We start from the raw sequence: 22,294 nt of genomic DNA, 5'->3' as shown, positions 1-22,294 counted from the left end.
GCGAGCCCGTACGCGGGAAAGGCGTCCCGATCGTAATCACTGCCGCGCGGATTGCTGCTGCGCGGAAAACTATCCACAGGGTGAATTCCCCTTGTGGAGTACCTGTTTACGGGCCGTGCGGGCCGCCCGCGCGGAGGATGGCCTCGATATTGCGTTCGGCGATGGCGGCGATGGTGAGGGACGGGTTCGCGGTGGCGGTGCTGCCGGGGATGGCGGCGCCGTCCATGACGTACAGGCCCGGGTGGCCGTGGACGCGGCCGTAGGCGTCGGTGGCCCGGCCCAGCACCGCGCCACCGAGCGGGTGCGCGGTGAAGACGGCATTGGCGTCGTAGCCGATGGGCGTGTAATCCACGAGAGAGCCCGAGCGCTGGGCGATTCGGTCGTCCACGGCGCGGCAGGCGGCGACCACGGCGTCCTGTGCGGCGCGCGGCCAGGTGAGGCCGACCGCATTGCGGGCGCGGTCGTAGCCGAAGCGGGCGCGGGTCGGATCCAGCACGATGCCGAGCGAGGCGACCGCGCCGGTGTCCACCGGAATGCCTGGGACGAACCAGTTTTCGAGGTGCAGCGGCATACCGGACTCGTCCAGGATGCGGCTGGCGCTGGCCACGCCGCCGCCGGTGCTGGACAGCGAGCTGACGCTGCGGGCCAGCACCACATCGCCGTTGGTGCCCCAGCCGTCGCCGATGTGCTCGTTGAGGTGCGGCAGCGAGCCGGTGGCCTGCGCGCGCACCAGCAGCTCGGAGGTGCCGATGGAGCCCGCGCCGAGGAACAGGCGATCGCAGGTGAGGGTGCGGGTGGAGTACACCTGGCCGGTCGGGGCCAGCTTGGTGACCGTGACGACGTATTTGCCGTTGGCGTCCTGGCCGATCGACTCCACCTGGTGGCCCGGGTAGATCGTGGACCTGCCGGTCGCCTCCGCGTAGCGCAGGTAGTTCTGGTTCAGGTCGAACTTCGCGCCGTTGGAATTGCCGAGGTTGCTGCGGGACGCGGTGGCCGAGGGCCGGGAGTTGCCGGCCAGTTCGGCGCGCAGCACATCCCAGTTGTAGATCGAATCGTTCGCCACCGGTTCGTATCCCGCGGCGCGCACCTGCTGATCCCAGAGCCGCGAATGCGTGAAGGGCGCGGAGTTGTAGATGTCGGCGGGCATGGTGCTCAGCCGCAGCATCTGGCGCACGCGCGGGTAGTACAGGCGATCCAGTTCGTCGTAGTCGACGACACCGTGGAAAACGCTGTCGAACAAGTGCTTCGGCGGCGCGACCATGGCGCCGGTGAACACGATCGACCCGCCGCCGACCGCCGCCGCCCGCCATACGTCGATGCCCGGATACTCGGTCACGTCCAGCACGCCACCGAAGTCCGCGAACCGCATGGGCACCTTGGTGACGCCGGTGAAGCTCGTGCGATGCCAGAACCCGCGCCCGTCCGGCAGATCGTCGCCGGTGAAAATCTCCCGCCACGGATCATTGGGCCAGCGAGATCCGCGCTCCAGCACGGTGTTCCGCACTCCGGCCTCGGCCAGTCGCAGCGCGGTCACCGCGGCCCCGAACCCGGACCCGATGACAATGGCTTCCGAATGCTCCGGCGGATCCGCCGGAACCGCAAAGATTTCCGGCACCCAAGCCTGGAACAGCGCATTCCACAGCAAGTCGGCATGGGCCTGCCCGGCGCCGCGCACAGCGGCACCCGACCCCATTCCGGCCAGGAGTCCCGCCATTCCGGCAGCCTTCAACACGGCGCGCCTGCGCAGCAACGGCCACCTCCCTCATCACGTATGGCCGCGCGCGAGATTACCGGTCGGTTCTCCCTCCCTCAACACGATCACTCACGACTCACGAGCCTGACACGCCGGAGTCGGTGACATCTGATAGGAAGACGCGGTAACTGTCTCAGTTGGGAGGGGATGACATGGAACAGACGGAGAACGAATCGGCGAAGCCGGAGCGGTACTCGAACGAGTGGTGGGAACAGAGCCGGCCGCGGAAGGAAGGGCATTGGACCGGGGGCGGTAAGGCGGTGTGGGGAGCCATCCTCGCGGGCCTGGTGGGCTGCGGCGGACTGTTCACGTCCTTGCAGTTCTTCGCCGCCAACGACCTCGAGTTCCCGAACCTGTGGGGGTACCTGGTGCTGGGTGCCCAAGTGGTGTTGGCGCTGCTCTATCTGGTCGGTGCGGTATTGCTGCTGTGCCGTCAGCAGGTGGGGCAGATCCTGCTGGGGACGGCCTGCGCACTGACACTGACCTTCATGGTCCTCGGCCTGGTCATCGGGGGAGTCTCGGAGGACGAGCCGGGCACCGCGATCGGGGCTTTCGGCTTGGTCGGGCTGATCGCCTGGCTGTCCGTCGGCAAGTCCACACGGGCGTGGATCGCCAAGGGTCGTGCGGCCGGATAGGACCCCCGCACGACCATCGACAGCACAGGTCAGGCGCGGAGGCGTTCGCGGCGGAGCTGGTCGACTTCCGGGAGGTTCAGGGGGGCAAGGGAATCCACGCCGAGGGCGCGGGACAGCAGCAGGTCGGCCAGTTCCGGGTTGCGGGCCAGGGCGGGACCGTGCATGTAGGTGCCGATGACCGAGCCCTGAACCACGCCCTCGAGGCCGTCGCCGACGCCGTTGCCGACGCCGCGGGTGACTCGGGCCAGGCCGGTGGCTTCGCCGCCGAGTTTGGTTCCGCCGCGGTGGTTTTCGAAGCCGGTGAGGGGCTGGGAGAGGCCGGGGATCATCGGGGTGGTGGCGACCTCGCCGATGGCGCGCTTGTCCTGCGGGGAGGTGGTGACGTCGATCATGCCTACGCCGTCGACCTTTTCGCCGGAGGAGGTCTCGTACCAGTGGCCGAGGACCTGGATGGCGGCACAGATGGCCAGCACGGGCGCGCCGCGTTCGGCGGCCTGCTGGAGGCCGGGGTACTTCTGGAGGTGGCGGGTGGCCAGGCGCTGAGCGGAATCCTCCGCTCCGCCGAGGGTGTAGAGGTCCAGGGAATCCGGAACCGGGTCGCGGAGGGTGATTTCCACGATTTCGGCGTCGTAGCCGCGCATACGCAGGCGCTGGCGCAGCACGACCGCGTTGCCGCCGTCGCCGTAGGTGCCCATGACATCGGGCAGGACGAGGCCGATTCGTACCGTCGACTCACTCATGCGCGCACGCCCGCTTTCTCCTCCAGGTCGCGGTTCAGGTCGCGGAACGCGGTGTAGTTGGCGAGCACCTCGACCCGGCCCGCCGGGCAGGATGCGATGGCGCGCAACGGATCCGCGATGGTGGTGTGCTCGACGCCCGCGTAGGTGAGGCGCACGGCCAGGTCGGTGGCGCGTTCACCGGCCGCCACCACCTGGGTGCCCTCGAAGTGCTCGAAACGGACGTCCCACAGCCAGGACAGGTCTTCGCCGTCGGGGACCTGACCGTTCACGGCGATCACCAAACCCGTTGCGGCGGGGTCGATCATGGACAGCGCCTCCTGCCAGCCGGCCGGGTTCTTGGCCAGCAGCAGGCGGGTGGTGTGGCCGCCGATCTCGACGGTCTTGTAGCGGCCCGCGATCTCGCGCACAGTGGCGGCCGCTGCGGCGGCCTTGGCCGGATCCGCGCCCAGGGCGACCGCGGCGGCAACGGCCTGCGCGGCATTGCCGCGGTTCGCGCGACCCGGAAGGGCAAGGGAGAGCGGGATTTCCAGGCCGTCCGGCCCGTGGATCGCGTGCTCGTCCACGCGCCACTGCGGCTCGGGACGCTTGAAATCGGTTCCGGTGCTGTACCAGTGCTCGCCCTCCCACAGGATGGGCTCGCCGCTGCGCGGGCAGCTGGTGGCGTCCACCGACCAGCCGCTGCCGGCCGACACCCACACCACATTCGGGTGGTCGTAGGCGATGGAGGTGACCAGCACGTCATCGCAGTTGGCGATGAGCACGGCGTGCGGATGCCGCGCCATGCCCTCGCGCAGGCGGCGTTCGATCATATTGATCTCGCCGACCCGGTCCAGCTGATCGCGGGACAGGTTGAGCAGCACCACCACCGACGGGTTCAGTGCGTCCGCCACGTGCGGCAGGTGCAGTTCGTCGACCTCGATGGCGGCCAGCGGCGCGGTGCGATCCGCGGTGAGCGCGGCCACGATTCCGGCGTCCATGTTCGCGCCGTCGGCCTGCGTGGCGACCTGCCCCAAGGTCTGCAGTGCGGCGGTGGTCATGCGCGTGGTGGTGGACTTGCCATTGGTGCCGGTCACCAGCACCGTGCGCCGTCCCCGGCCCAGCTGCGTCATGATCGTCGGATCGATCTTCAGCGCGATCAGGCCGCCGATCATCGATCCCTTACCGCGCCCGGCCTTCTGCGAAGCCCACGACGCAGCCGTCGCCGCCCGCAGGGCGAGCTGCCCGCGCATCGAGATGTCTGCCACGACCGCGAGTTTATTGGTGAGCGGCCGGGGGCGCGCACGCGGGACGACGTGACAGTCGCGACTCACGAAGTCTTGTACAGACCCTTCTCATAGTTTTCGGGCGAGTAGTACGCCTCGAGCTGCTCCACCGACTCGGTGACATTGGTCTGCACTTCCTTCACCAGCCGGGCGTGGCTGGGGAGGGTGGTCTCGGGCCAGCGGTCCGGCTTCCACAGGCCGCTGCGCAGGAAGGCCTTGGCGCAGTGGAAGAAGATGACGTCGATATCGACCTCGACGGCCAGGATCGGCCGGTGGCCCTTGACGATCATGTCGTCGAAATACGGTGCGTCGCGGCGCAATCGGGCGCGGCCGTTGATGCGCAGGGTTTCGCTGCGGCCGGGGATCAGGAAGATCACGCCGACGTGCGGGTTGCTCAGGATATTGAGGTAGCCGTCGGCGCGGCGGTTGCCGGGGCGTTCGGGGATGGCGATGGTCTTGTCGTCCAAGACCTTCACGAATCCGGCGGGATCACCCTTCGGGGACGCGTCGCAATTGCCTTCGGCGTCACTGGTGGCCAGCACCACGAACGGCGACGACGCGATCCATTCGCGGTCGCGTTCGTGCAGCTGGTAGCGGTCCTTGGCGGCGGCGCGCGGCATCGCCTCGCCGAGCAGTTCGCGTAATTCGGCCGGGTCCGTGATCTCGCTCATGACTCGATTCAACGCGCGTGCGGCGCTGCCGCGCCAGCCATTTGTGAGCAGTTACCTAGGCGTCGAACAGGTTCGGCTGACCGGCGGCGTAGCGGGTGGCGTCGATCTGCCGGAACGGCTCCAGTTCGGTGGCGCGGTAGAGCGTGAACAGCTTGCAGCGCGGGGCGTTCGAACCGGTCACCTCGAGCAGTTTGTTCACGGCCGCGCGGGCCGATTCCGACGCACCCTCCATGGTGGCGAGGTCCACGTTGGTGCGTACGTAATCACCTGCCAGGTAGAGGTTTTCGAGGCTCGCCGCATGCGTGTCCGGCCGCAGCGTCCACGAGCCCGCGGTATTGATGAGCAGCGGATCGGCATTGGCATTGCGGCGCGCCGAGGCATCCCAGGTGATGCCGGTGTCGAGGAACCAGGAGTGCAGGTCCTCGTCGCGCAGCAGGTCCTGACGGTCGTTGAGGTGCGCCTTCAACTGCGCCCACACTTCCCGCGCGATCTCGTCGTGCGTGCATTCCTTGGCGGTCTTGCCGTAGAGGATGCCGGGGGTGTTCCAGTCGGAGATGTCCACCGAGAGGCAGTCCTGCACGGTGCCGTCGCCGAGGCCGGTCATCGGGGTGCGGCTCCAGAACTGGTTCTGCGCAATGGAAGTCAGCGACCACGGGGAGTCCACGTAGGCGACGTGGCCGCGGGCGATGTCGGTGGGCTTCTTCATGAAGAACTGGATGCCGCTCATCCAGTCGACCATCAGCTGGCTGGTGCCCGCCAATTCCGGTCGCAGCGCGAGGATTTCGGGTGACCACAGGGTGCGGGCCACCTCGACCGGCACGGCGGTCACGAAATGGTCGGCCTCGATCGTGCGGGCGGCGCCGGAACCGTCGACGATGCGGGCGCCGGAGATGCGGCGTTCGTTCACGTCGAGTCCGCGCACCTCCGCGCTCACGAACTTCACGCCCAGCTCACGTAGTCGATCGACCCACGGGTTGATCCACGCCTCGTTGGTGGGGCCGTCGAGCAGCCGGTCCAGCGGGCCGTCGTTGGCGATCTCGAACGGGTTGCCCAGGAACTGCTCGCCCATATTGCCGATGGTGCGGGTGCTGGCCAGTTCGTCCTTGGCCGCCACCAGCAGGGTGGTGAGCGTCCGTGAGAGCAGCATGCGGAATTCGGTGGAGCGGCCGGCCGCGCCCACGTAGTCCTTCCAGGAGATGTTGTCCCAGTGCTGATATCGCCGCGCGTCGCAGCTGGTGTTGAAGACCAGCAGGCGGTTGGCGAAGTAGAGCGCGTCGGCCTGCGGCATCTTCATGGTGGTGGAGATGGCCGAGCTGACGGTTTCGCGGAAGTCGTCCGGGGACGCCCACACCTTGCCGGCCTTGCCGAGCGGCATGATCACGTCGTCGGTGTCGCGGCGGGCGAAACGCGCCTCGGGGGCGGCGACCAGGTTGTCCCACACGCCATTGGCATTGCCCGCGAAGGGGATTCGCCGCATGGTGTCGGGGAGGTGGCGGTAGAAGCCGGGGAAGAACCGGAAGCCGTGCTCGCCCCACAGTTCGGGGCGGCCGTCGCGGCCGGTGCCGGGGACCGCGATGCTGCGGGCCTTGCCGCCCAGCGCCCGGCGTTCGTAGACGGTGACGTCGAAGCCGCGTTCGGCGAGCTCGTGCGCCGCGGTCAAACCGGCGACGCCGCCACCCAGTACGGCGACCGACGGGCCCGGATCGGCGGTGGCCCGAGGCGATCGGAGTGCTCCGGTCGCCGCCCCCGCCGCGACTGCTCCCGCCGCGGCCGTTCCACGCAGCACTGTCCGCCGCGTGACGGACAAACGCTGTCCTGCCATTCCCTACCTCCCACGCCGGAAGGAATCCTAGGCAGCGGGAACCGACCCCAGGTCCGCCGGGTGGGATTTTCCGAACCGAATGTTGCCGAGGGAGCGCTGGCCGCTAGACCTTTGCCAGCTGCACCGGGATCTCAGCGAGCGCGCGGTTGCCAAGGGGGCTGGACACCGGTGCGACGGCGACCGGGCGTTTTCCGGCCGATGTGGCGGTGAAAGCGCCCACGATGACGATGACCGCACCCACCAGGGCGAGCACCGACGGGCTCTCGTGCAGGAACGCCCACGAGGCCGCGATGCCGACCACCGGCACCAGCAGCGACAGCGGCGCGACCGTGCCCGCCGGGTACCGGCTCATCAGATACGTCCACAGCCCCGAACCCGCGATGGTGCCAAGCAGCACGATGTAGGCGAGCGCGGCCAGGGCGGGCCAGCCGTCCCGCGAGAACGAGTGCGCCAGATCGGTCCACCCCGTGGTCGCGCCTTCGGTGAGCGCGGACAGCGCGAACATGGGCAGCGGCGGGATCACCGCCATCCACAGCGTCAGGTGCAGCGGGTTGACACCTTCGGAATCGGCCGCGGCGAGCCGGGATCCGATATTTCCGAAGGCCCAGCCGAGCCCACCGGCCAGTGTCAGCAGCAGCGGCAGCAGGGCCGCGTGCTGCGCACGATCCCAGCCGATCACCGTCATCCCGGCCACGGCCACCGCGATCCCGCCCAGTTGCACGGCCCGCAGCCGCTCCCGCAGGAAGATCGCGCCCAGCAGCACCGTGAACGGCGCCGACGACTGCAGCACCAGCGACGACAGCCCGGTGGGCATCCCCGTCCGCATGGCGGTGAACAGGAACGCGAACTGCAGAATCCCGAAGCCCACGCCGTACAGCAGCAGCCAGCGCCACGGCACGTTCGGCCGCGGCACGAACAACAGCACCGGCACCGCGATCACCGCGAACCGCAGTCCCGCGAAGAAGAACGGCGGGAAGTGATCGAGCCCGACTCGAATGGCAAGAAAGTTCAGCCCCCACAGCAGCACCACGGTGAGCCCGAGCAGTCGATCACGATTGGTCATGCCCAAAATCTTGCGTTCACCAATAGGTAAGAACAATCGAATAATTCTGCAGCAATGATGTAGTAGAACTACATGATCCCGCTCGTCACCCGGCGAGCCCCGCGCACCCGAAGACCGGTACCCATGCAATCTAACGAAGACCAACCGGTCGGCACAGAGCCTCCGCGCACACAGGCCCCACCCCGGGCCGCCGCGCCGACCGGGCCCGCGACCACACCCGACCTGACCGCCGGCCAGCCCAGCACCGCCGAGCTCCCGGGCGGCCCGGTCGTCCCCCACGGCGGGGCCGACGCCGCGCAGACCGGCCTGTTGCCACGGACCGTCCGCCCACCCCGCCGAATCTCTGGCGCGATGTCGATCCCCCGGTCCGCGAGTGACAGCACGCCCGGCACGGAGAGCGCACCGGTCGGCGACAACTCCACCGGAGGCAAGACCGCGGGCGCATACAGCGGCGGCCACCCCCTCGAAGGCGGCTCCCCACGCCCCAGACGTGTTGCGGCGCAACCTCCCGAGACCACCGGCAGCAGTGCGGGTCACCGACCTCTGCCCGAAGGCGCGGCGCCGCGCCCACGCCGTGTCATCGCACGGCCTCCGCGCGACGGCAATCAGTCTTCGGACGGCGCTGCCGACCGGGCCGACGGCCCACCTGGACCCGGCGGCGATAGCGCGGACACCAGCGGCAGTCTCCTGCCGAGCCGGCCGGGCGGCGGGGCGATGGCGATCGAAAGACTGCGCGTCCTCAGGGAATTGGCGGATCGCGGCACTGTCGCGGCGGTGGCGCAGGCACTGTCGATGACGCCTTCGGCGGTGTCGCAGCAGTTGAAGGTGCTGGCCCGCGAAGCCGGTGTGCCGCTACTGGAACCGGACGGGCGGCGAGTGCGGCTCACCGACGCCGGGCGCGCGCTGGTGGTGCGTGCCGACGAAGTGCTGGCCGCCATGGATCGTGCTGTGGCGGAGATGGATTCGTACCGCGGGTCACCGCGCGGGCAGGTGCGGGTCGCGCTGTTCCCGTCCGGGGCCGCGCTGTTGCTCCCGGCCGTACTGAAGGAACTGGCCGACAGCGGTGTGGACGTGGTGGCGCGCGACGAAGACGTGCCGCCGTCGGAAGTGCCACGGCTGCTTGCGGATTACGACGTGGTGCTGACTCACCGGGATGAGCGCGCCGCCTCCATCGGTGGACCGAGAGTGGCGTCGCGGGTGCTCATGCGCGAACCGATCGACGTGGTGGTCTCCCCCGATCACAGGTTGGCTCGCAATGGGGCGGTAGTTCCCGCCGAGCTGGCCGACGAGACCTGGATCAGCGTGCACGGCGGCTTCCCCGTCGACGACGTGCTCCGCTCCATCGCCACGGTCACCGGTGTCCAACCGCGAATAGCCCAGCGCCTCAACGACTTCACGGTCATCGAAGCCATGGTCGCCACCGGCTACGGCGTAGCCCTCATGCCCCGGTACGCAGTCCGCAACCCCAACCTGGTGATGCTCCGCCTCGCCGGCGTCCGCGCCGCCCGCGTCTACGACCTCGCCACTCGGCCGAATGCGGCCAAGCGCCCGGCGGTCGCCACCGTGCTCGCCGCCTTCCGCACCGCGGCGCAACAGGTCACCGGCGCCGACAGCTGACGCCCATGCCGGACCCCACAACGTAACTCGCCGCCCCACAACCCAGATTCGGGCTGTGCGGCGGCGAGTTGGTCTGGCGTGTGTTCCGCTCAGTGCTGCGGCGGGCGCTGCTGGTGTTGCTGGGCGGCGTGGTAGCCGAAGTCGTCGGCGACCATGGCGGCCAGTTCCAGGAGGGCTCGGCGGGTGGGTTTGGAGACCAGTTCGAGGTCGATCTCGGCGCCCTCGGCGAGGTGGTCGTCGAAGGGGACCACCTGGACCGCTCGGGTGCGGTCCAGGAACAGCTTGCGGAGCTGGTCCAGGTCGACCGTGGAGGAGCCCTTGCGAGAAGCGTTGACCACCACCACTGTTCGTTCCACCAGCTTGTGGTAGCCGTGGTGGTCGAGCCAGTCCAGGGTGGCCGAGGCCGAGCGGGCGCCGTCGATGGCCGGGGAGGTGACCAGGACCAGGGAGCTGGCCATGTCGAGGACGCCGGACATGGCCGAATGCATCAGGCCGGTGCCGCAGTCGGTGAGGATGATGTTGTAGAACTGCTGCAGGATGCCGATGGCCTTGCGGTAGTCGGCCTCGCTGAACGCCTCGGAGACTGCCGGATCCTGTTCGGAGGCAAGGACTTCCAGGCGACTCGGGGCCTGGGAGGTGTGGGCGCGCACATCGGAGTAGCGGGTGATGTGGCTGTCCTCCAGCAGGTTTCGCACCGTGGAGCGGGTCTGGCGGGGTACCCGGTGGGCGAGGGTGCCGAGGTCCGGGTTGGCGTCGATGGCGATGACGCGGTCGCCGCGCAGGGTGGAGAAGGTGGAGCCGAGACCGACTGTGGTGGTGGTCTTTCCGACGCCGCCCTTGAGCGACAGGATGGCGATGCGGTAGTCGCCGCGCACCGGCTGGTTCACGCGGTCGACGAGCTCGCGGTACACCACATCGGCCGGCGACTCGCCCGGATTGATCACGCCGCCGGACGCCTTGTGCACGGCGCGGCGCCACCCGCTGCGCGGCGCCTTGCGGGCCCGCTTCAACAGGTTCAGATCATTGACCGAGTGGCCCGGCTGCGGGTGCTGCGGCTGCCCGTAACCGGGCTGCTGCGGCTGGAAACCCTGCTGCGGCTGCGGAGTCCAGCCCGGCTGGAATCCCGGCTGCGACTGCTGCGGCGGTGCGGCGGGCGGCGGCGACCAGCTGTAGATCGGCCCGCCCGGCTGCTCACCCGACGGCGCGAACTGCCCCGGCTGCCCCGGGCCACCGAACTGTGCGGGCTGGCCCGGCTCACCGGGCTGACCCTGGCCGGCGAACTGCCCCGGCTGACCGGGCTCACCCGGACCACCGGGCTGCCCCGGCTGACCGACGATCTGCCCCGGACCGCTCTGGTTCGGATCACCGTGCGGCGCACCGTGTTCCGGCCGCGGCTCCTCGGCGAAGACTCGCCGCACCATGCCGTCGCTGCCGATCTCCTGCCGGACCTCGCCGTACGGGGTCTGCTGCCGAAACTCGCCGAAGGACGCGCCCGGCGGCGGAACCGCCCCCGGCGCATCGGGATTCGGCGGCGGCGCGAACTGCCCGGCATCCGGCATGGGGTACCCGTCGGTGGGCGGGAATCCGGGCTGCTGGAACGGTCCGGGAGCGCCGGGCGCGAACGGCCCCTGCCCGTCCGGGCCGCCCGAGAACGGCGGCGGCGCACCGTAAGGCCCTTGCTGCCCATAGGGATTCGGCCCCGGCCCGTACGGATTCGGCGCATCGGAAGGTCCGTACGGACCGCCAGGGAATGCGTTCGGACCACCAGCAGGTCCATTCGGACCCGCCGCAAACGGACTCGGCCCCTCGCCGGGCCCTTGCGGACCGGGCGCGAACGGATTCGGCGCGTCGTTCGGCTGCCCGGAGGCACCGAAGTGCACGGTCTGCTCGAAGGCCACGGCCTGGTCGATCGAATCCGGGACCGGCGGGAAGAACCCGGCGGGCGACTTGCCGTCCTCCTCGGGGGCGGGATCGGGTGTCGCGGCGGAGTCCGCCGCGTCCGTGGCGGCCTCGGCGGCGAGTGCGTCCGCTGCCTGGTCGGCGGCGTCCCGGTCCTCGGCTTGCGAGGTGGAATTCTGATCTTTGGTCACGTGTCCCCCATCTGCCCGGCTGTTCGAGCAGAGAGCTCGGCGCTAATGCGTTTCAACGCTAACATCACCGACCCGATCGCATCCGGGCCTGGTGAACCTTGGCGTACCTGCGCAACTGCCCCGCAACCACACGTTCATCCGTGGGTTGCGGGGCAGCAACGCGAATCTCGTTGGCGGTCAGCGGGTGCGGGCCGCACGGTTGACTGCCGAGACCACCGCGCGCAGGGAGGCCGTGGTGATGGAGGTGGCGATGCCGACGCCCCAGGTCACCTTGTCTCCGATGGCCACCTCGACGTAGGAGGCGGCCTGCGCGTCGTCGCCCGCGGACATGGCGTGCTCGCTGTAGTCCAGGATGCGCACGTCGTAGCCGATGGTGGACAGCGCGTCCACGAAGGCGGCGAGCGGGCCGTTGCCGGTGCCGGTGATCTCCTGCTCGGCCCCGTCGACCTTGACGACCGCGCTGATGGAGTCGACGCCGCCGTCGGTCTCCGACGCGGTCACCTTCTGCCGGATGCGTTCCAGCGGCGTGATGGCCGACAGGTACTCCTCGGAGAAGACGTCCCACATCTCCTTCGGGGTGACCTCGCCGCCCTCGCCGTCGGTGATCTTCTGGATGGCCTGCGAGAACTCGATCTGCAGGCGGCGCGGCAGCACCAGCCCGTGATCGGTCTTCATGATGTAGGCGACGCCGCCCTTGCCGGACTGCGAGTTCACCCGGATGACGGCCTCGTAGGTGCGGCCGACGTCCTTCGGGTCGATGGGCAGGTACGGGACCTCCCAGGTGATGTCGTCGACATCGGCGCCGGCCTTGTCGGCGGCGGCCTTCATGGCGTCCAGGCCCTTGTTGATGGCGTCCTGGTGCGAGCCGGAGAAGGCCGTGTAGACCAGGTCGCCGCCGTACGGGTGGCGTTCGGCCACGGGCAGCTGGTTGCAGTATTCGACGGTGCGGCGGATCTCGTCGATGTTGGAGAAGTCGATCTGCGGATCCACGCCGCGGCTGAACATGTTCATGCCCAGCGTCACCAGGCAGACATTGCCGGTGCGCTCGCCATTGCCGAACAGGCAGCCTTCGATGCGGTCGGCGCCGGCCAGGTAGCCCAGTTCGGCGGCGGCCACGGCGGTGCCGCGGTCGTTGTGCGGGTGCAGCGACAGCACGATGGAGTCGCGGCGGGCCAGGTTGCGGCTCATCCACTCGATGGAGTCGGCGTAGACGTTCGGGGTCGCCATCTCCACGGTCGCGGGCAGGTTGATGATCAGCGGCTTGGCCGGGGTGGGCTGGATGATCGCGGAGACCGCGTCGCAGACGTCCAGCGCGTAGTCCAGTTCGGTGCCGGTGTAGGACTCGGGGCTGTACTCGTAGCGCCAGTTGGTGTCCGGGTACTTCTTCTCGATCTCCAGGCACAGTGCGGCGGCGTCGGTGGCGATCTTCTTGACGGCCTCGCGGTCGGCGCGGAAGACCACGCGACGCTGCAGGATGGAGGTCGAGTTGTAGAAGTGCACGATGGCGTTGGGCGCGCCGTTGCAGGCTTCGAAGGTGCGCTCGATCAGTTCCGGGCGGGACTGGGTGAGCACCTGGATGGTGACGTCGTCCGGAATCGCGTTGTCCTCGATGATCTCTCGGACGAAGTCGAAGTCGGTCTGCGAGGCGGCGGGGAAGCCGACCTCGATCTCCTTGTAGCCCATGCGGACCAGCAGGTCGAACATGCGGCGCTTGCGGGCGGGGCTCATGGGGTCGATGAGCGCCTGGTTGCCGTCGCGCAGGTCGACGGCGCACCACGACGGCGCACGATCGATGATCTTGTTCGGCCAGGTGCGGTCGGGCAGCTCGACGGCCTCGACCTCTTCGGCGAACGGGCGATACCGGAAGGTCGGCATCGAAGAGTTCTTCTGCTTGTTCCACGCGGGCTGATCGGCCGGGGCGGGTTTCGACGGCACGGTGATGGTGCGCGAGCCGGAAACGAAAGCATCAGCAGGTGACATGGCGATTTATCTCCGAGAGAGTGGCTTTGATCCCAAAGTGTGGGTAGACCGGCACGACTAACACCCGCGACGGGAGCCAGTCCGTATCAGAACCCGTCGCGGCGGCCGAGGAGAAGAAGTGCCCGCTGCATGATGATCAGCAGTTTACAGGGGCGCGATAGAAGCCCGGAAGCGGGGGCGACCGGCGCCACATCGGGGGACACCACTTCATAGTCCCGCACACAGTTCATGGATGAAGCGCATTTTGGCGAGCACCGGATCGGCCAGCACGAACGGGTACAGGTCGTGATGGCCCATGGAGCGATTGAGCATATTGAGCGACCAGGCCAGCGGCAGCCACAGGTCGATGATGCGGTCGAAACCGGCGCGGCCCACCTGCGGGCGCTCGAAAGTGGCTCCGGCGGGAGCGAATCCGAACGCGGCCGCGGTGTCCAGGGTGTCGCGGATGTGCAGGTAGTGGGCGAAGGTCTCGGCCCAGTCCTCGGCGGAATGCATGGTGGCGTAGGTGGAGACGTGCGTGTTCTCCCAGCCCGCGGGCGGGCCCTCGGCGTAGTGCCGGTCCAGGGCCCGTTGGTAGTCGGCGTAGGGGTCGCCGAAGAGTTCGCGGTAGCGGTTCAGGGTGGCATCGGTGCTGATCAGGACTTGGAAATAGTAGTGACCGATCTCATGGCGGAAGTGGCCGAGCAGGGTGCGGTAGGGCTCGTCCATCTCCACGCGCAGCTGCTCGCGATGCACGTCGTCGCCCTCGGCCAGGTCGAGGGTGACCACGCCGTTCTCGTGGCCGGTGACGACGTGTTCGGCGGCGCTGGAGAGCAGGTCGAAGGCCAGGCCGTGCTCGGGATCGGTGTCGCGGTCGACGATGGGCAGGCCCAGTTCGGTGAGTTCCAGGACGAGCCGGCGTTTGGCGCCCTCGGCCTCGGCGAAGGCCGGAAGCGATTCGGCGTCACCGTCATTGGGGCGGGTGCGGGTGAGGCGGCAGGACTCGCACAGCGGGGGCGGGTCGCCGTTCGGGGCGGGGACCAGCCAGTTGCATTCGGCCACATGCCGATTGGGGCACAACTGGTAGCGCTGGGCGTCGACGGTGCCGTCGTTGTCGGCCTGATCAGGTTTCGGTTCGTCGGCGAGCACCAGGATCGACCGTTCGGCGAGGCTGAAACCCAGTGGGCTGCCGCAGTTCAGGCACAGGCTGTTCTCGAAGGCGAGCCGCTGACCGCAGCGGGGGCAGCTGAAATCACGCATCGGGCACCTCGAGCGGGGCCACGTCGACGGAGACGGTGATGGTGCTCTCCTTGGCGTCGGTGTAGATGATGCCGCGCAGGGGCGGGACGTCGGCGTAGTCGCGGCCCCACGCGACGGTGACGTAGCGGTCGTTCGCGAACTGGTCGTTGGTGGGGTCGAATCCGATCCAGCGGCCCGGTCCGGGAGCGTCCGGCAGCCAGACCGCGGCCCAGGCGTGTGTGGCGTCCACGCCGACCATGCGTTCCTTGCCCGGCGGCGGGTCGGTGGAGAGGTAGCCGGAGACGTAGCGGGCGGCCAGACCCCGCGAGCGCAGACAGGCGATGGCGAGCCGGGCGAAATCCTGGCACACCCCTGCGCGCGCCTGGAAAACGTCGGCGACACTGGTGCTGACGGTGGTGGAACCGGACTCGTAGGTGAAGTCGGTGTGGATGCGGGTGGTGAGTTCGGCCACCGCCTCGGGCAGTGGGCGGCCGGGCGGAAACGACTGCGCGGCATAGGCGGCGATGCCAGGGGTGAGTTCGGGCGGGGTCAGATCGAGGGCGAATTCGACGGCGAGCGGACCATTCTCGGTGGCGGGGCGGGCCATCTCCCAGGGGACGTCCGGCATTTCGGCGGGGCGGCCGACATCGACCAGGGATTCGCCGGTCACCTCCAGCCGTTCGTGGTCGGCGGTGACATGGAAATACAGGGTCGTATTGCCGTACACGTCGGCGCCGACCGACCGGTCCGACGGCACGGGGTCGACGTGGATATCGTGCGACAGCAGCCGCTGCCCCGGGAATTCCCGGGGCGTCAGGTAGGCCCGACCGTAGGAGCTGGTCACCACGTCCGAGTACTCGTAGACGGTGCGATGCTGAACCCGATATCTGCGCACGCTCACCCCACCACCCGCGCCGAACCCCACAGCGGCTGAATCTCGCGCGGCACCGAAAGCCTGGTCAGCTCGAAGGATTCGGCGATCTTGCGCAGCCGCAGGTGCACGCCGTCCAGCAGGTCGGCGAGTTCGGTGCGCCGGCCGTCCTCCCCGGTGACCTCCAGGTCGGCCGGGTCGATGCGATGGAGCATGCGCCGCGCGTCGCTCAGGAGTCGTTGCGGGCGTGAGGATCCGGAGGTCGCGGGCAGGGCCAGGAAGTCGGCGTCCAGTCGCTCCAGCTGATACGCCAGCGAGCGCGGGCTGCTCGCATCGAACAGCAGCAGTCCGGCCACGGCGGAGATGCGCACCGAATCCCGGTGGCGGCGACGGTAACTCACCGAGGAAACGGTCGCCGACAGCACCGCGTCGGTGACCACCCGATCGGTCTCGGGCGGATAGACGCTGGTGAGGGCGGCCCGCATGAGTGCCGACAGCGCCAGCCCGCGCTCGAGCCGGCGGCCGATGTCCATCACGTACCAACCCGTGTCGCGCACAACGCTTTCCGAGTCGATCCCGGTCAACGCCAGCAAGGCCGACAGTGCCCGCGAATGCACCGCCGCCAGCGCCGCACCCCGATCTCCGCGCGCCGCACGGTATTCCGACAGTGCCCGATCGACCGATCCGAGAATCATCCAGGTGTCCGGCGACAGCTGATCTCGCACGGCGCGAGCGGCTTTCGCATAGCGGTCCATGGCGTACGCGAGCGACCCGGGCAGCTCACGATCGACCGTCAGCGCCAGCAGATAGTCGTGATCGCGCCGGGATGCGCCCGGCAGGGCGATCGGCATGGTCGGCTCATCCGAATACTCCCGCCGGCGCATCGATTTCGCCGACCCGCCGTACCCCGGCGCCCCCGCGCCCGGAAGCTGCCACCACTCACCCGGGTCCGGCGGCTCCGGGTCCTGCCGCTCGCCCCGGCCCGGCTCCCGACTCTGCCACTGTTCCCCCTGGCGCTGCGACTGCCCACGCCCGCCCGGCGGCGCACCCGACCGATCCGGCGGTTCCGCGGGCCGGTTGCGGGCGGGGGCGTTCCGCTCCCGCGGATCTCCGGCGGGACTGCCCGATTCCGGGGTTCGATCTGCCCCAGGTCCGGGCGCGGTGATCGGATGCCGCTGTGCTGTCTTCTTTTTCGGGGGTGGCAGGGTGGTGCCGGTCATGTGGCTCAGGGCGGCGATGAGGACGGGCATGGCTTCCGCGCCCTCCAGCCAGGGGCGGTAGCGGTAGTCCTGGTATCGGTCGTGGATCGCGGTGAGGAGGCGGACCGTCGCCTCGGCGCGTTCGCCGTAGCGGCCCAGCCAGAACAGGTCGTTGAGGACGCGCGGGGAGCTGACGACCTCGAGTGCCGGTGCGGCCGGGGCGCGGCGTTCTCGTTCCTCGAGAACCTCCACGGCCGGGACGGTGGCGGGGGTGGCGTGGACCCAGATGTCCTTGGCGGCGGCCTCGCCGATCATGCCGTCGGGTCCGGTGCGCTGGTGAAGCTGGCCGAGTCCGCCCGCCATGACGCGGTAGCCGACACGGCCCGCCAGGGAGAAGAGGCGGAATTCGACCGGGGCGGCGGCGAGTTCACCCTGGCCGGCTACGGCGGGGGCCACGGAGAAGCGGGCGGGTTCCTGGCCGGTCCAGCGCCAGCCCTCGGCATCGATGCGCGTGCGCCATTCGGCGAGTTGGGCGCGGGTGAGCAGCGGGCCGAAGACGGTGGAGCCGTCGACGGTGGAGCGCAGGATCAGGCGGTGCAGCTGGGCGATCAGCTGGGTGCGTTCGAGGTCGTCACCGCCCCAATAGGAGTGGAGGCCGGGCAGTTTCAGGTCCTCGTCGAGCAGCGTGCGGGCCAGGCGCGGCAGGAAGGCCGACAGCGCGGGGCTTTCCAGCAGGCCGCTGCCCAGCGTGTTGACCACGGTGACCGCGCCGCGGCGCAGCACCTCCACCAGACCGACCACGCCCAGCCGCGAGTCGGGACGCAGGTCGAGCGGGTCGGAGAATTCGGCGTCCACGCGGCGCAGGACGACATCGACGCGTTTCAGCGTGCCGAGCGAGCGCATCCACAGGAAGCCGTCGCGGACCACCAGATCCGCGCTCTCCACCAGCGGGAAACCCAGCACCGAGGCCAGATACGCCTGATCGAAAGCGGTTTCGGAGTGCACGCCGGGACTCAGCACGACCACGACCGGTTCCTCGTCCGCGGCGCGCGGAGCGGCTTCGATGAGCATCAGGCGCATGGCGCGCACGAAGGGGTTGAGCGGGCGCGGGCTGGCCAGTTCGAAGGCTTCGGGGATGGCCGCCGACACCACGCGGCGGTCGGCCAGCGCGTAGCCCGCACCGGAAGGCGCTTGCGCCCAGTCGGCGAGGACGCGGAAGCCGCCGTCGTTCCAGCGGCTGACATCGCAGGCGTGCAGGAACAGCTGATGCCTGCCGGGCAGCGAGATGCCATGTGCGGCACGCACATAACCGGTGTGCCCGAACACTATGCGAGCGGGCAGCAGTCCGGAGGTGAGCAGGCGGCGCGGCCCGTACACGTCGGCGAGGATGGCGTCGAGCAGCCGGGAGCGTTGCACGACACCGGATTCCAGGGTCGTCCAGTCGGTGTCGGAGACGAGCAGCGGGATCGGGTCGAGCCGCCACGGGGAGGGGGTGTCGGGTTCGTCGGTGGGCGTGAGTTCGGTGTAGGTGATGCCGTCGTCCTCGATGAGCCGCCGCACTCGATCGTTGATGCGGTGCAGGCCGTCTCGCCCCTGTTCGAGGAAGTCGGCGGACAGTTCGGTCCAGGAGTCGCGCAGGCGGCCGGCGCTGTCGACGAGTTCGTCGTAGTAGCCGCCGGTGGGCAGCCCGCAGGCGTCGAACGCGCCGGTATCGGCCGCCGCCGCACGGTATTTCGCGTATTCGCCGGCGACCTGCGCGCGGGTGGCGGTCCATCGGTCCGGTGGTTCGGCCGTGGCGTCACCGGGTGGCGTCGTGTCCAGCACTGTCACCGCTCCACTCCCCGGGTGTGCCTATCGGTCGCGGGTCGTGCCCCACACCGTGCGCGCCCGGCGCAGATCGAGGATTCCGGGCGCGCCGATGTCGGTGGCCTGTATGGCCATTTTGGCACGCAGATCGGCGATGTCGACCGGTCCCGGAGTATGTCCGGAAGGTGCGAAACGCCGGTTGCGCCGGGATTGCGCGGCGAGTTCGTTGACCGGCGGGGTGTCGTAGAACAGACCGCCCGGATCGGACACGTAATAGGTGCAGCCGCCGCGCGACAGACCGGTCTCCAGATCCACCACGTCGAACACCAGCGGCGCGTCCACCGTCAGCGAGGGATGCAGCGAATTCGGTGGCTGCCAGGCGCGGAACCGCACACCCGCCACCTGCACATCCGCCTTCCCCGCGGGCATCAGCGGCACCGGGAAACCATTGCAGGTCACCGCGTATCGGCCGCGATCCACGCCGGACACCCGCACCTGCAGGCGCTCCACCGACGAATCCACATAGCGGGCGGTGCCGGAGGCGACGGTCTGCTCACCGAGCGTGTTCCACGGTTCGATCGCACCGCGCAGTTCCACTTCCATATCCCCGAGTACCACCGTGCCGATGCGGGGAAAACGGAACTCGGCGAACGGATCGAGCCAGCTGATATCGAATTCGATACCGTGCGAGCGCAGATCGGCCGCGACATCGGCGATATCGGCCAGCAGGTAGTGCGGCAGCAGATACCGGCCGTGCAGATTCGCCCCGTGCCGCAGCAGCGGTGCGGTGTACGGCCGCTCCCAGAACCGCAGCACCAGCGCCCGCACCAGCAGCGACTGCACCATGGCCATGCGGAAGTGCGGCGGCATCTCGAACCCGCGCAACTCCACCAGGCCGAGGCGGCCGCGCGCGGACTCCGGACTGTAGAGCTTGTCGATGCAGAACTCGGCGCGATGCGTATTGCCGGTGAGATCCGTGAGCAGATGCCGCAGCGCGCGATCCACTTCCCAAGGCGCGCACGCGGTTTCGAAGGGCTCGGGCGGGCCCGGCTCGGCTGCCCGCTGCTCGGCGTGCAGTCTGCTCAGCCGGGCGATCTCCGCGAAGGCGATCTCCAGTTCGTACAGCGCCTCGGGCCGGCCCTCGTCGACGCGCGGGGCCTGCGAGGTCGGCCCGATGAACCGCCCCGAGAACAGGTATGACAGCGACGGATGCCGCTGCCAGTAGGTCAGCATCGACACCAGCAGATCCGGCCTGCGCAGCAGCGGCGACCGCGCCGGAGTCTGCCCGCCCAGCGTGATGTGATTGCCGCCGCCGGTCCCACTGTGCGACCCGTCCACATCGAACGATTCGGTGGTGAGCCGCGCCAGCCGAGCCTGTTCGTACAGGTTCTCCAGCAACTCCGCCTGCGCCGCGAAACTCCCGGTCGGCTGCACATTCACCTCGATCACCCCGGGATCCGGCGTGATCGACAAACTCTCCAGCCGCGTATCCACCGGCGGCCCGTACCCTTCCAGCACGATCGGCTGCCCGACCGCCACCACCGCGGCCTCCACCCGCCGCACCAGATCCAGGAACGCCTCCAGCTCCTGCACCGGCGGCAGGAAAACGAACAACCGCCCGTCCCGCACCTCCGCAACCAGCGCGGTGATCGGCGCATGGTCGGCAGGTTCCACCACCGCGCGCGGCTCGTCGCCCGGCTGCCGTGCGGGCGTCGCCATCGCCGCGCCGTCCGCCCGGAGCTCATCGGCCGGGAGTGCGTCCGCTTCGTCTCCGCCCTCATCCGCGGCGCTCAGCTCGTCGCTGGTCCGCAGTGGGTACACGATCACCGGATCGGAGTCCGGGCGGACCGGTGGTGCGTGCCAGGAGATCGCACCGAGCGGCAGTCGCAGTCCGGCGGGAGAATCGCCTTCGGCCAGTACTATTCGGCCGCGGCGCAGCTGCCAGTCCGCGCTCGCCCAGCCGGCGTCGTCGGCTTTGCGGTGCAGCGGCAGGACGTAGGCGGCGGGTTCGTCGACCGGGGTGTCCAGCTTGGCGAGCATGGCTTTTCGCGCCTGGACCGAGTCCTCACCGGGTGCGATGTCGTCCTCGGATTCGACCGGGTCACCCTCCGGGACGCGGTTTTTCGCGGCCAGGCGCAGCAGCGAATCCTCGTAGGCCGGGCGGACCTGAGTGCGTGGCAGGCCCAGTCCGTCCGCGATGTGCTCGATGATTTCGCACGCCGTCTCCGGATTCGACTGTCCCGGAGTGGGTTCGGTCAACCAGGGGTCCGCGAGAAGGTCGGGGTTGTTCCACAGGGGTTGACCGTCGGCGCGCCAGAGGGTGGCTATTTCCCAGCGCGGCAAGGGTTCTCCCGGATACCACTTGCCCTGGCGGTATTGCACGAGGCCGTGCGGTGCGTAGATGCGGCGCAGGCGCTGGGCGAGGTCGGCGGCGCGTTGCCGTTTGTGCGGGCCGTCGGCGGCGGTGGTCCATTCGGGCGAGGTCTGGTCGTCGAGGGAGACGAAGGTGGGTTCGCCGCCGACGGTCAGGCCGATGCCGGCGGCCTCGGAGCGGGCGTCCACCGCCGCGCCGAGGGCGGCTATGCGATGCCACTGAATATCACGGTAGGGCAGGGTTACTCGGGGATCCTCGTGAATGCGACGGACCGTATTCGCGAAATCGAGGGTGGCTTTCACCGGTTCGGTGGCGCCGGTGATGGGGGCCGAGGACACCGGGTGCGGGGTGGCGGCGAGGGGAATGTGGCCCTCGGTCGCCCACAGGCCGGAGGTGGGGTCGAGGCCGATCCAGCCCGCGCCGGGGAGGTAGACCTCGGTCCAGGCGTGCAGGTCGGTGAAATCGGCTGGGGGGCCGGAGGGTCCGTCGAGGGAGGGCACGTCCTGGGCGAGCTGGATGAGATAGCCGGAGACGAAACGGGCGGCGAGGCCGAATTCGCGCATGATGGACACCAGCAGCCAGGCCGAATCCCGGCAGGAGCCGAGTTTCGTGCGCAGGGTGTGGTCCGGGGTCTGCACGCCCGGTTCCATGCGGATGGTGTAGCCGATCTCCCGGTGCAGGGCCCGGTTCACGTCCACCAGGAAGTCGATGCTCTTGGGCCGTTCGTGCGGATGGTGGCGGCGCACCCAGGCGCGCACGGATTCGCCGGGGCCCGAACCGGATTCGTATTCGTCCACCGGTCGCAGATACGCCTCGAGGTCGGCGGCCAGCTGCGGCGGATACTCGAACGGGAAACGTTCGGCGTAATCCTCGGCGAACAGGTCGAACGGGTTGAGCGCCTCCAGTTCGGCGATCAATCCGACGGTGATGGACAATTCGCGCGCCGGCTCGTGAAAGATGAGGCGCGCCATGAAGTTCCCGAACACGTCCTGCTGCCAGTTCACCCAGTGGTCGGCCGGCGTGACCCGCATGGAGTACGCCTCGATGGCCGTGCGCGTGTGCGGCGCCGGGCGCAAACGCACCACGTGGGGATGGATCAGGACCGGCCGGTCGAAGGTGTAGGTCGTGCGATGTTCGAGGGAAACCTTGATTCCCATCACTACAGTTCACCACGCCAAAGCCATGACACGCGG

14 protein-coding genes are annotated in these 22,294 nt (G+C 69.2%); 2 read left to right on the top strand and 12 right to left on the bottom strand.

Features of this window, described 5'->3' with window-relative positions; genetic code table 11:
• Positions 1 to 106: 106 nt before the first annotated feature.
• The gene (locus tag H0264_RS02720) at positions 107 to 1,714 is read right to left on the bottom strand and encodes a GMC oxidoreductase (protein WP_181582491.1); all 1,608 of its coding nucleotides are present in this window, start codon (positions 1,712 to 1,714) and stop codon (positions 107 to 109) included.
• Between the two features lie 191 nt (positions 1,715 to 1,905).
• Here H0264_RS02720 and H0264_RS02715 point away from each other — a divergent pair, with 191 nt between their 5' ends.
• A complete protein-coding gene (locus H0264_RS02715; protein ID WP_181582490.1) occupies positions 1,906 to 2,388 on the top strand; it encodes a hypothetical protein in 483 nt (160 codons plus the stop codon).
• 29 nt (positions 2,389 to 2,417) lie between these two features.
• Here H0264_RS02715 and H0264_RS02710 read toward each other — a convergent pair whose 3' ends face one another.
• From H0264_RS02710 to H0264_RS02690, 5 genes are all read right to left on the bottom strand, one after another.
• Positions 2,418 to 3,128 (bottom strand): type 1 glutamine amidotransferase, encoded by a 711-nt coding sequence (locus tag H0264_RS02710; protein WP_181582489.1) that lies wholly within the window; start codon positions 3,126 to 3,128, stop codon positions 2,418 to 2,420.
• Positions 3,125 to 4,357, bottom strand: a complete 1,233-nt coding sequence (locus H0264_RS02705) for a Mur ligase family protein (protein ID WP_181585245.1) — start codon at positions 4,355 to 4,357, stop codon at positions 3,125 to 3,127. Before H0264_RS02705 ends, H0264_RS02710 begins: the two co-directional genes overlap by 4 nt.
• A 77-nt stretch (positions 4,358 to 4,434) precedes the next feature.
• Positions 4,435 to 5,061, bottom strand: coding sequence for a pyridoxamine 5'-phosphate oxidase family protein (locus H0264_RS02700; protein WP_181582488.1), 627 nt, complete (start codon positions 5,059 to 5,061; stop codon positions 4,435 to 4,437).
• A 55-nt stretch (positions 5,062 to 5,116) separates the two neighbouring features.
• Positions 5,117 to 6,883 carry a hydroxysqualene dehydroxylase gene (locus tag H0264_RS02695; RefSeq protein WP_181582487.1) on the bottom strand — a complete coding sequence of 589 codons (1,767 nt, stop codon included), beginning with the start codon at positions 6,881 to 6,883 and terminating at the stop codon, positions 5,117 to 5,119.
• Between the two features lie 103 nt (positions 6,884 to 6,986).
• Entirely contained in the window at positions 6,987 to 7,946 is a 960-nt protein-coding gene (locus tag H0264_RS02690) for an EamA family transporter (protein ID WP_181582486.1), read from the bottom strand.
• A gap of 714 nt (positions 7,947 to 8,660) precedes the next feature.
• On the opposite strand from H0264_RS02690, the gene H0264_RS02685 reads away from it, so the two are divergent.
• The gene (locus H0264_RS02685) at positions 8,661 to 9,563 is read left to right on the top strand and encodes a LysR family transcriptional regulator (protein WP_181582485.1); all 903 of its coding nucleotides are present in this window, start codon (positions 8,661 to 8,663) and stop codon (positions 9,561 to 9,563) included.
• An 89-nt stretch (positions 9,564 to 9,652) separates the two neighbouring features.
• Here H0264_RS02685 and H0264_RS02680 read toward each other — a convergent pair whose 3' ends face one another.
• From H0264_RS02680 to H0264_RS02655, 6 genes are all read right to left on the bottom strand, one after another.
• A complete protein-coding gene (locus H0264_RS02680) occupies positions 9,653 to 11,653 on the bottom strand; it encodes a MinD/ParA family ATP-binding protein (protein ID WP_181582484.1) in 2,001 nt (666 codons plus the stop codon).
• A gap of 177 nt (positions 11,654 to 11,830) precedes the next feature.
• Positions 11,831 to 13,633 carry a 2-isopropylmalate synthase gene (gene leuA / locus H0264_RS02675; protein ID WP_181582483.1) on the bottom strand — a complete coding sequence of 601 codons (1,803 nt, stop codon included), beginning with the start codon at positions 13,631 to 13,633 and terminating at the stop codon, positions 11,831 to 11,833.
• 207 nt (positions 13,634 to 13,840) lie between these two features.
• Positions 13,841 to 14,872: a zinc-binding metallopeptidase family protein gene (locus tag H0264_RS02670; protein WP_181582482.1), complete on the bottom strand. Its 1,032-nt coding sequence runs from the start codon at positions 14,870 to 14,872 to the stop codon at positions 13,841 to 13,843.
• A complete protein-coding gene (locus H0264_RS02665) occupies positions 14,865 to 15,752 on the bottom strand; it encodes a transglutaminase family protein (RefSeq protein WP_181582481.1) in 888 nt (295 codons plus the stop codon). Before H0264_RS02665 ends, H0264_RS02670 begins: the two co-directional genes overlap by 8 nt.
• Positions 15,749 to 18,751, bottom strand: coding sequence for a circularly permuted type 2 ATP-grasp protein (locus tag H0264_RS02660; protein WP_420832032.1), 3,003 nt, complete (start codon positions 18,749 to 18,751; stop codon positions 15,749 to 15,751). The genes H0264_RS02665 and H0264_RS02660 overlap by 4 nt, the downstream gene beginning before the upstream one ends.
• Before the next feature lie 21 nt (positions 18,752 to 18,772).
• Entirely contained in the window at positions 18,773 to 22,258 is a 3,486-nt protein-coding gene (locus tag H0264_RS02655; protein WP_181582480.1) for a transglutaminase family protein, read from the bottom strand.
• Between the last annotated feature and the right edge of the window lie 36 nt (positions 22,259 to 22,294).

Source organism: Nocardia huaxiensis (assembly GCF_013744875.1).
Classification (GTDB): Bacteria; Actinomycetota; Actinomycetes; order Mycobacteriales; family Mycobacteriaceae; genus Nocardia; species Nocardia huaxiensis.
Note: the sequence above shows the minus strand (reverse complement) of the source record. Positions and strands in the feature narration are given on the sequence as shown.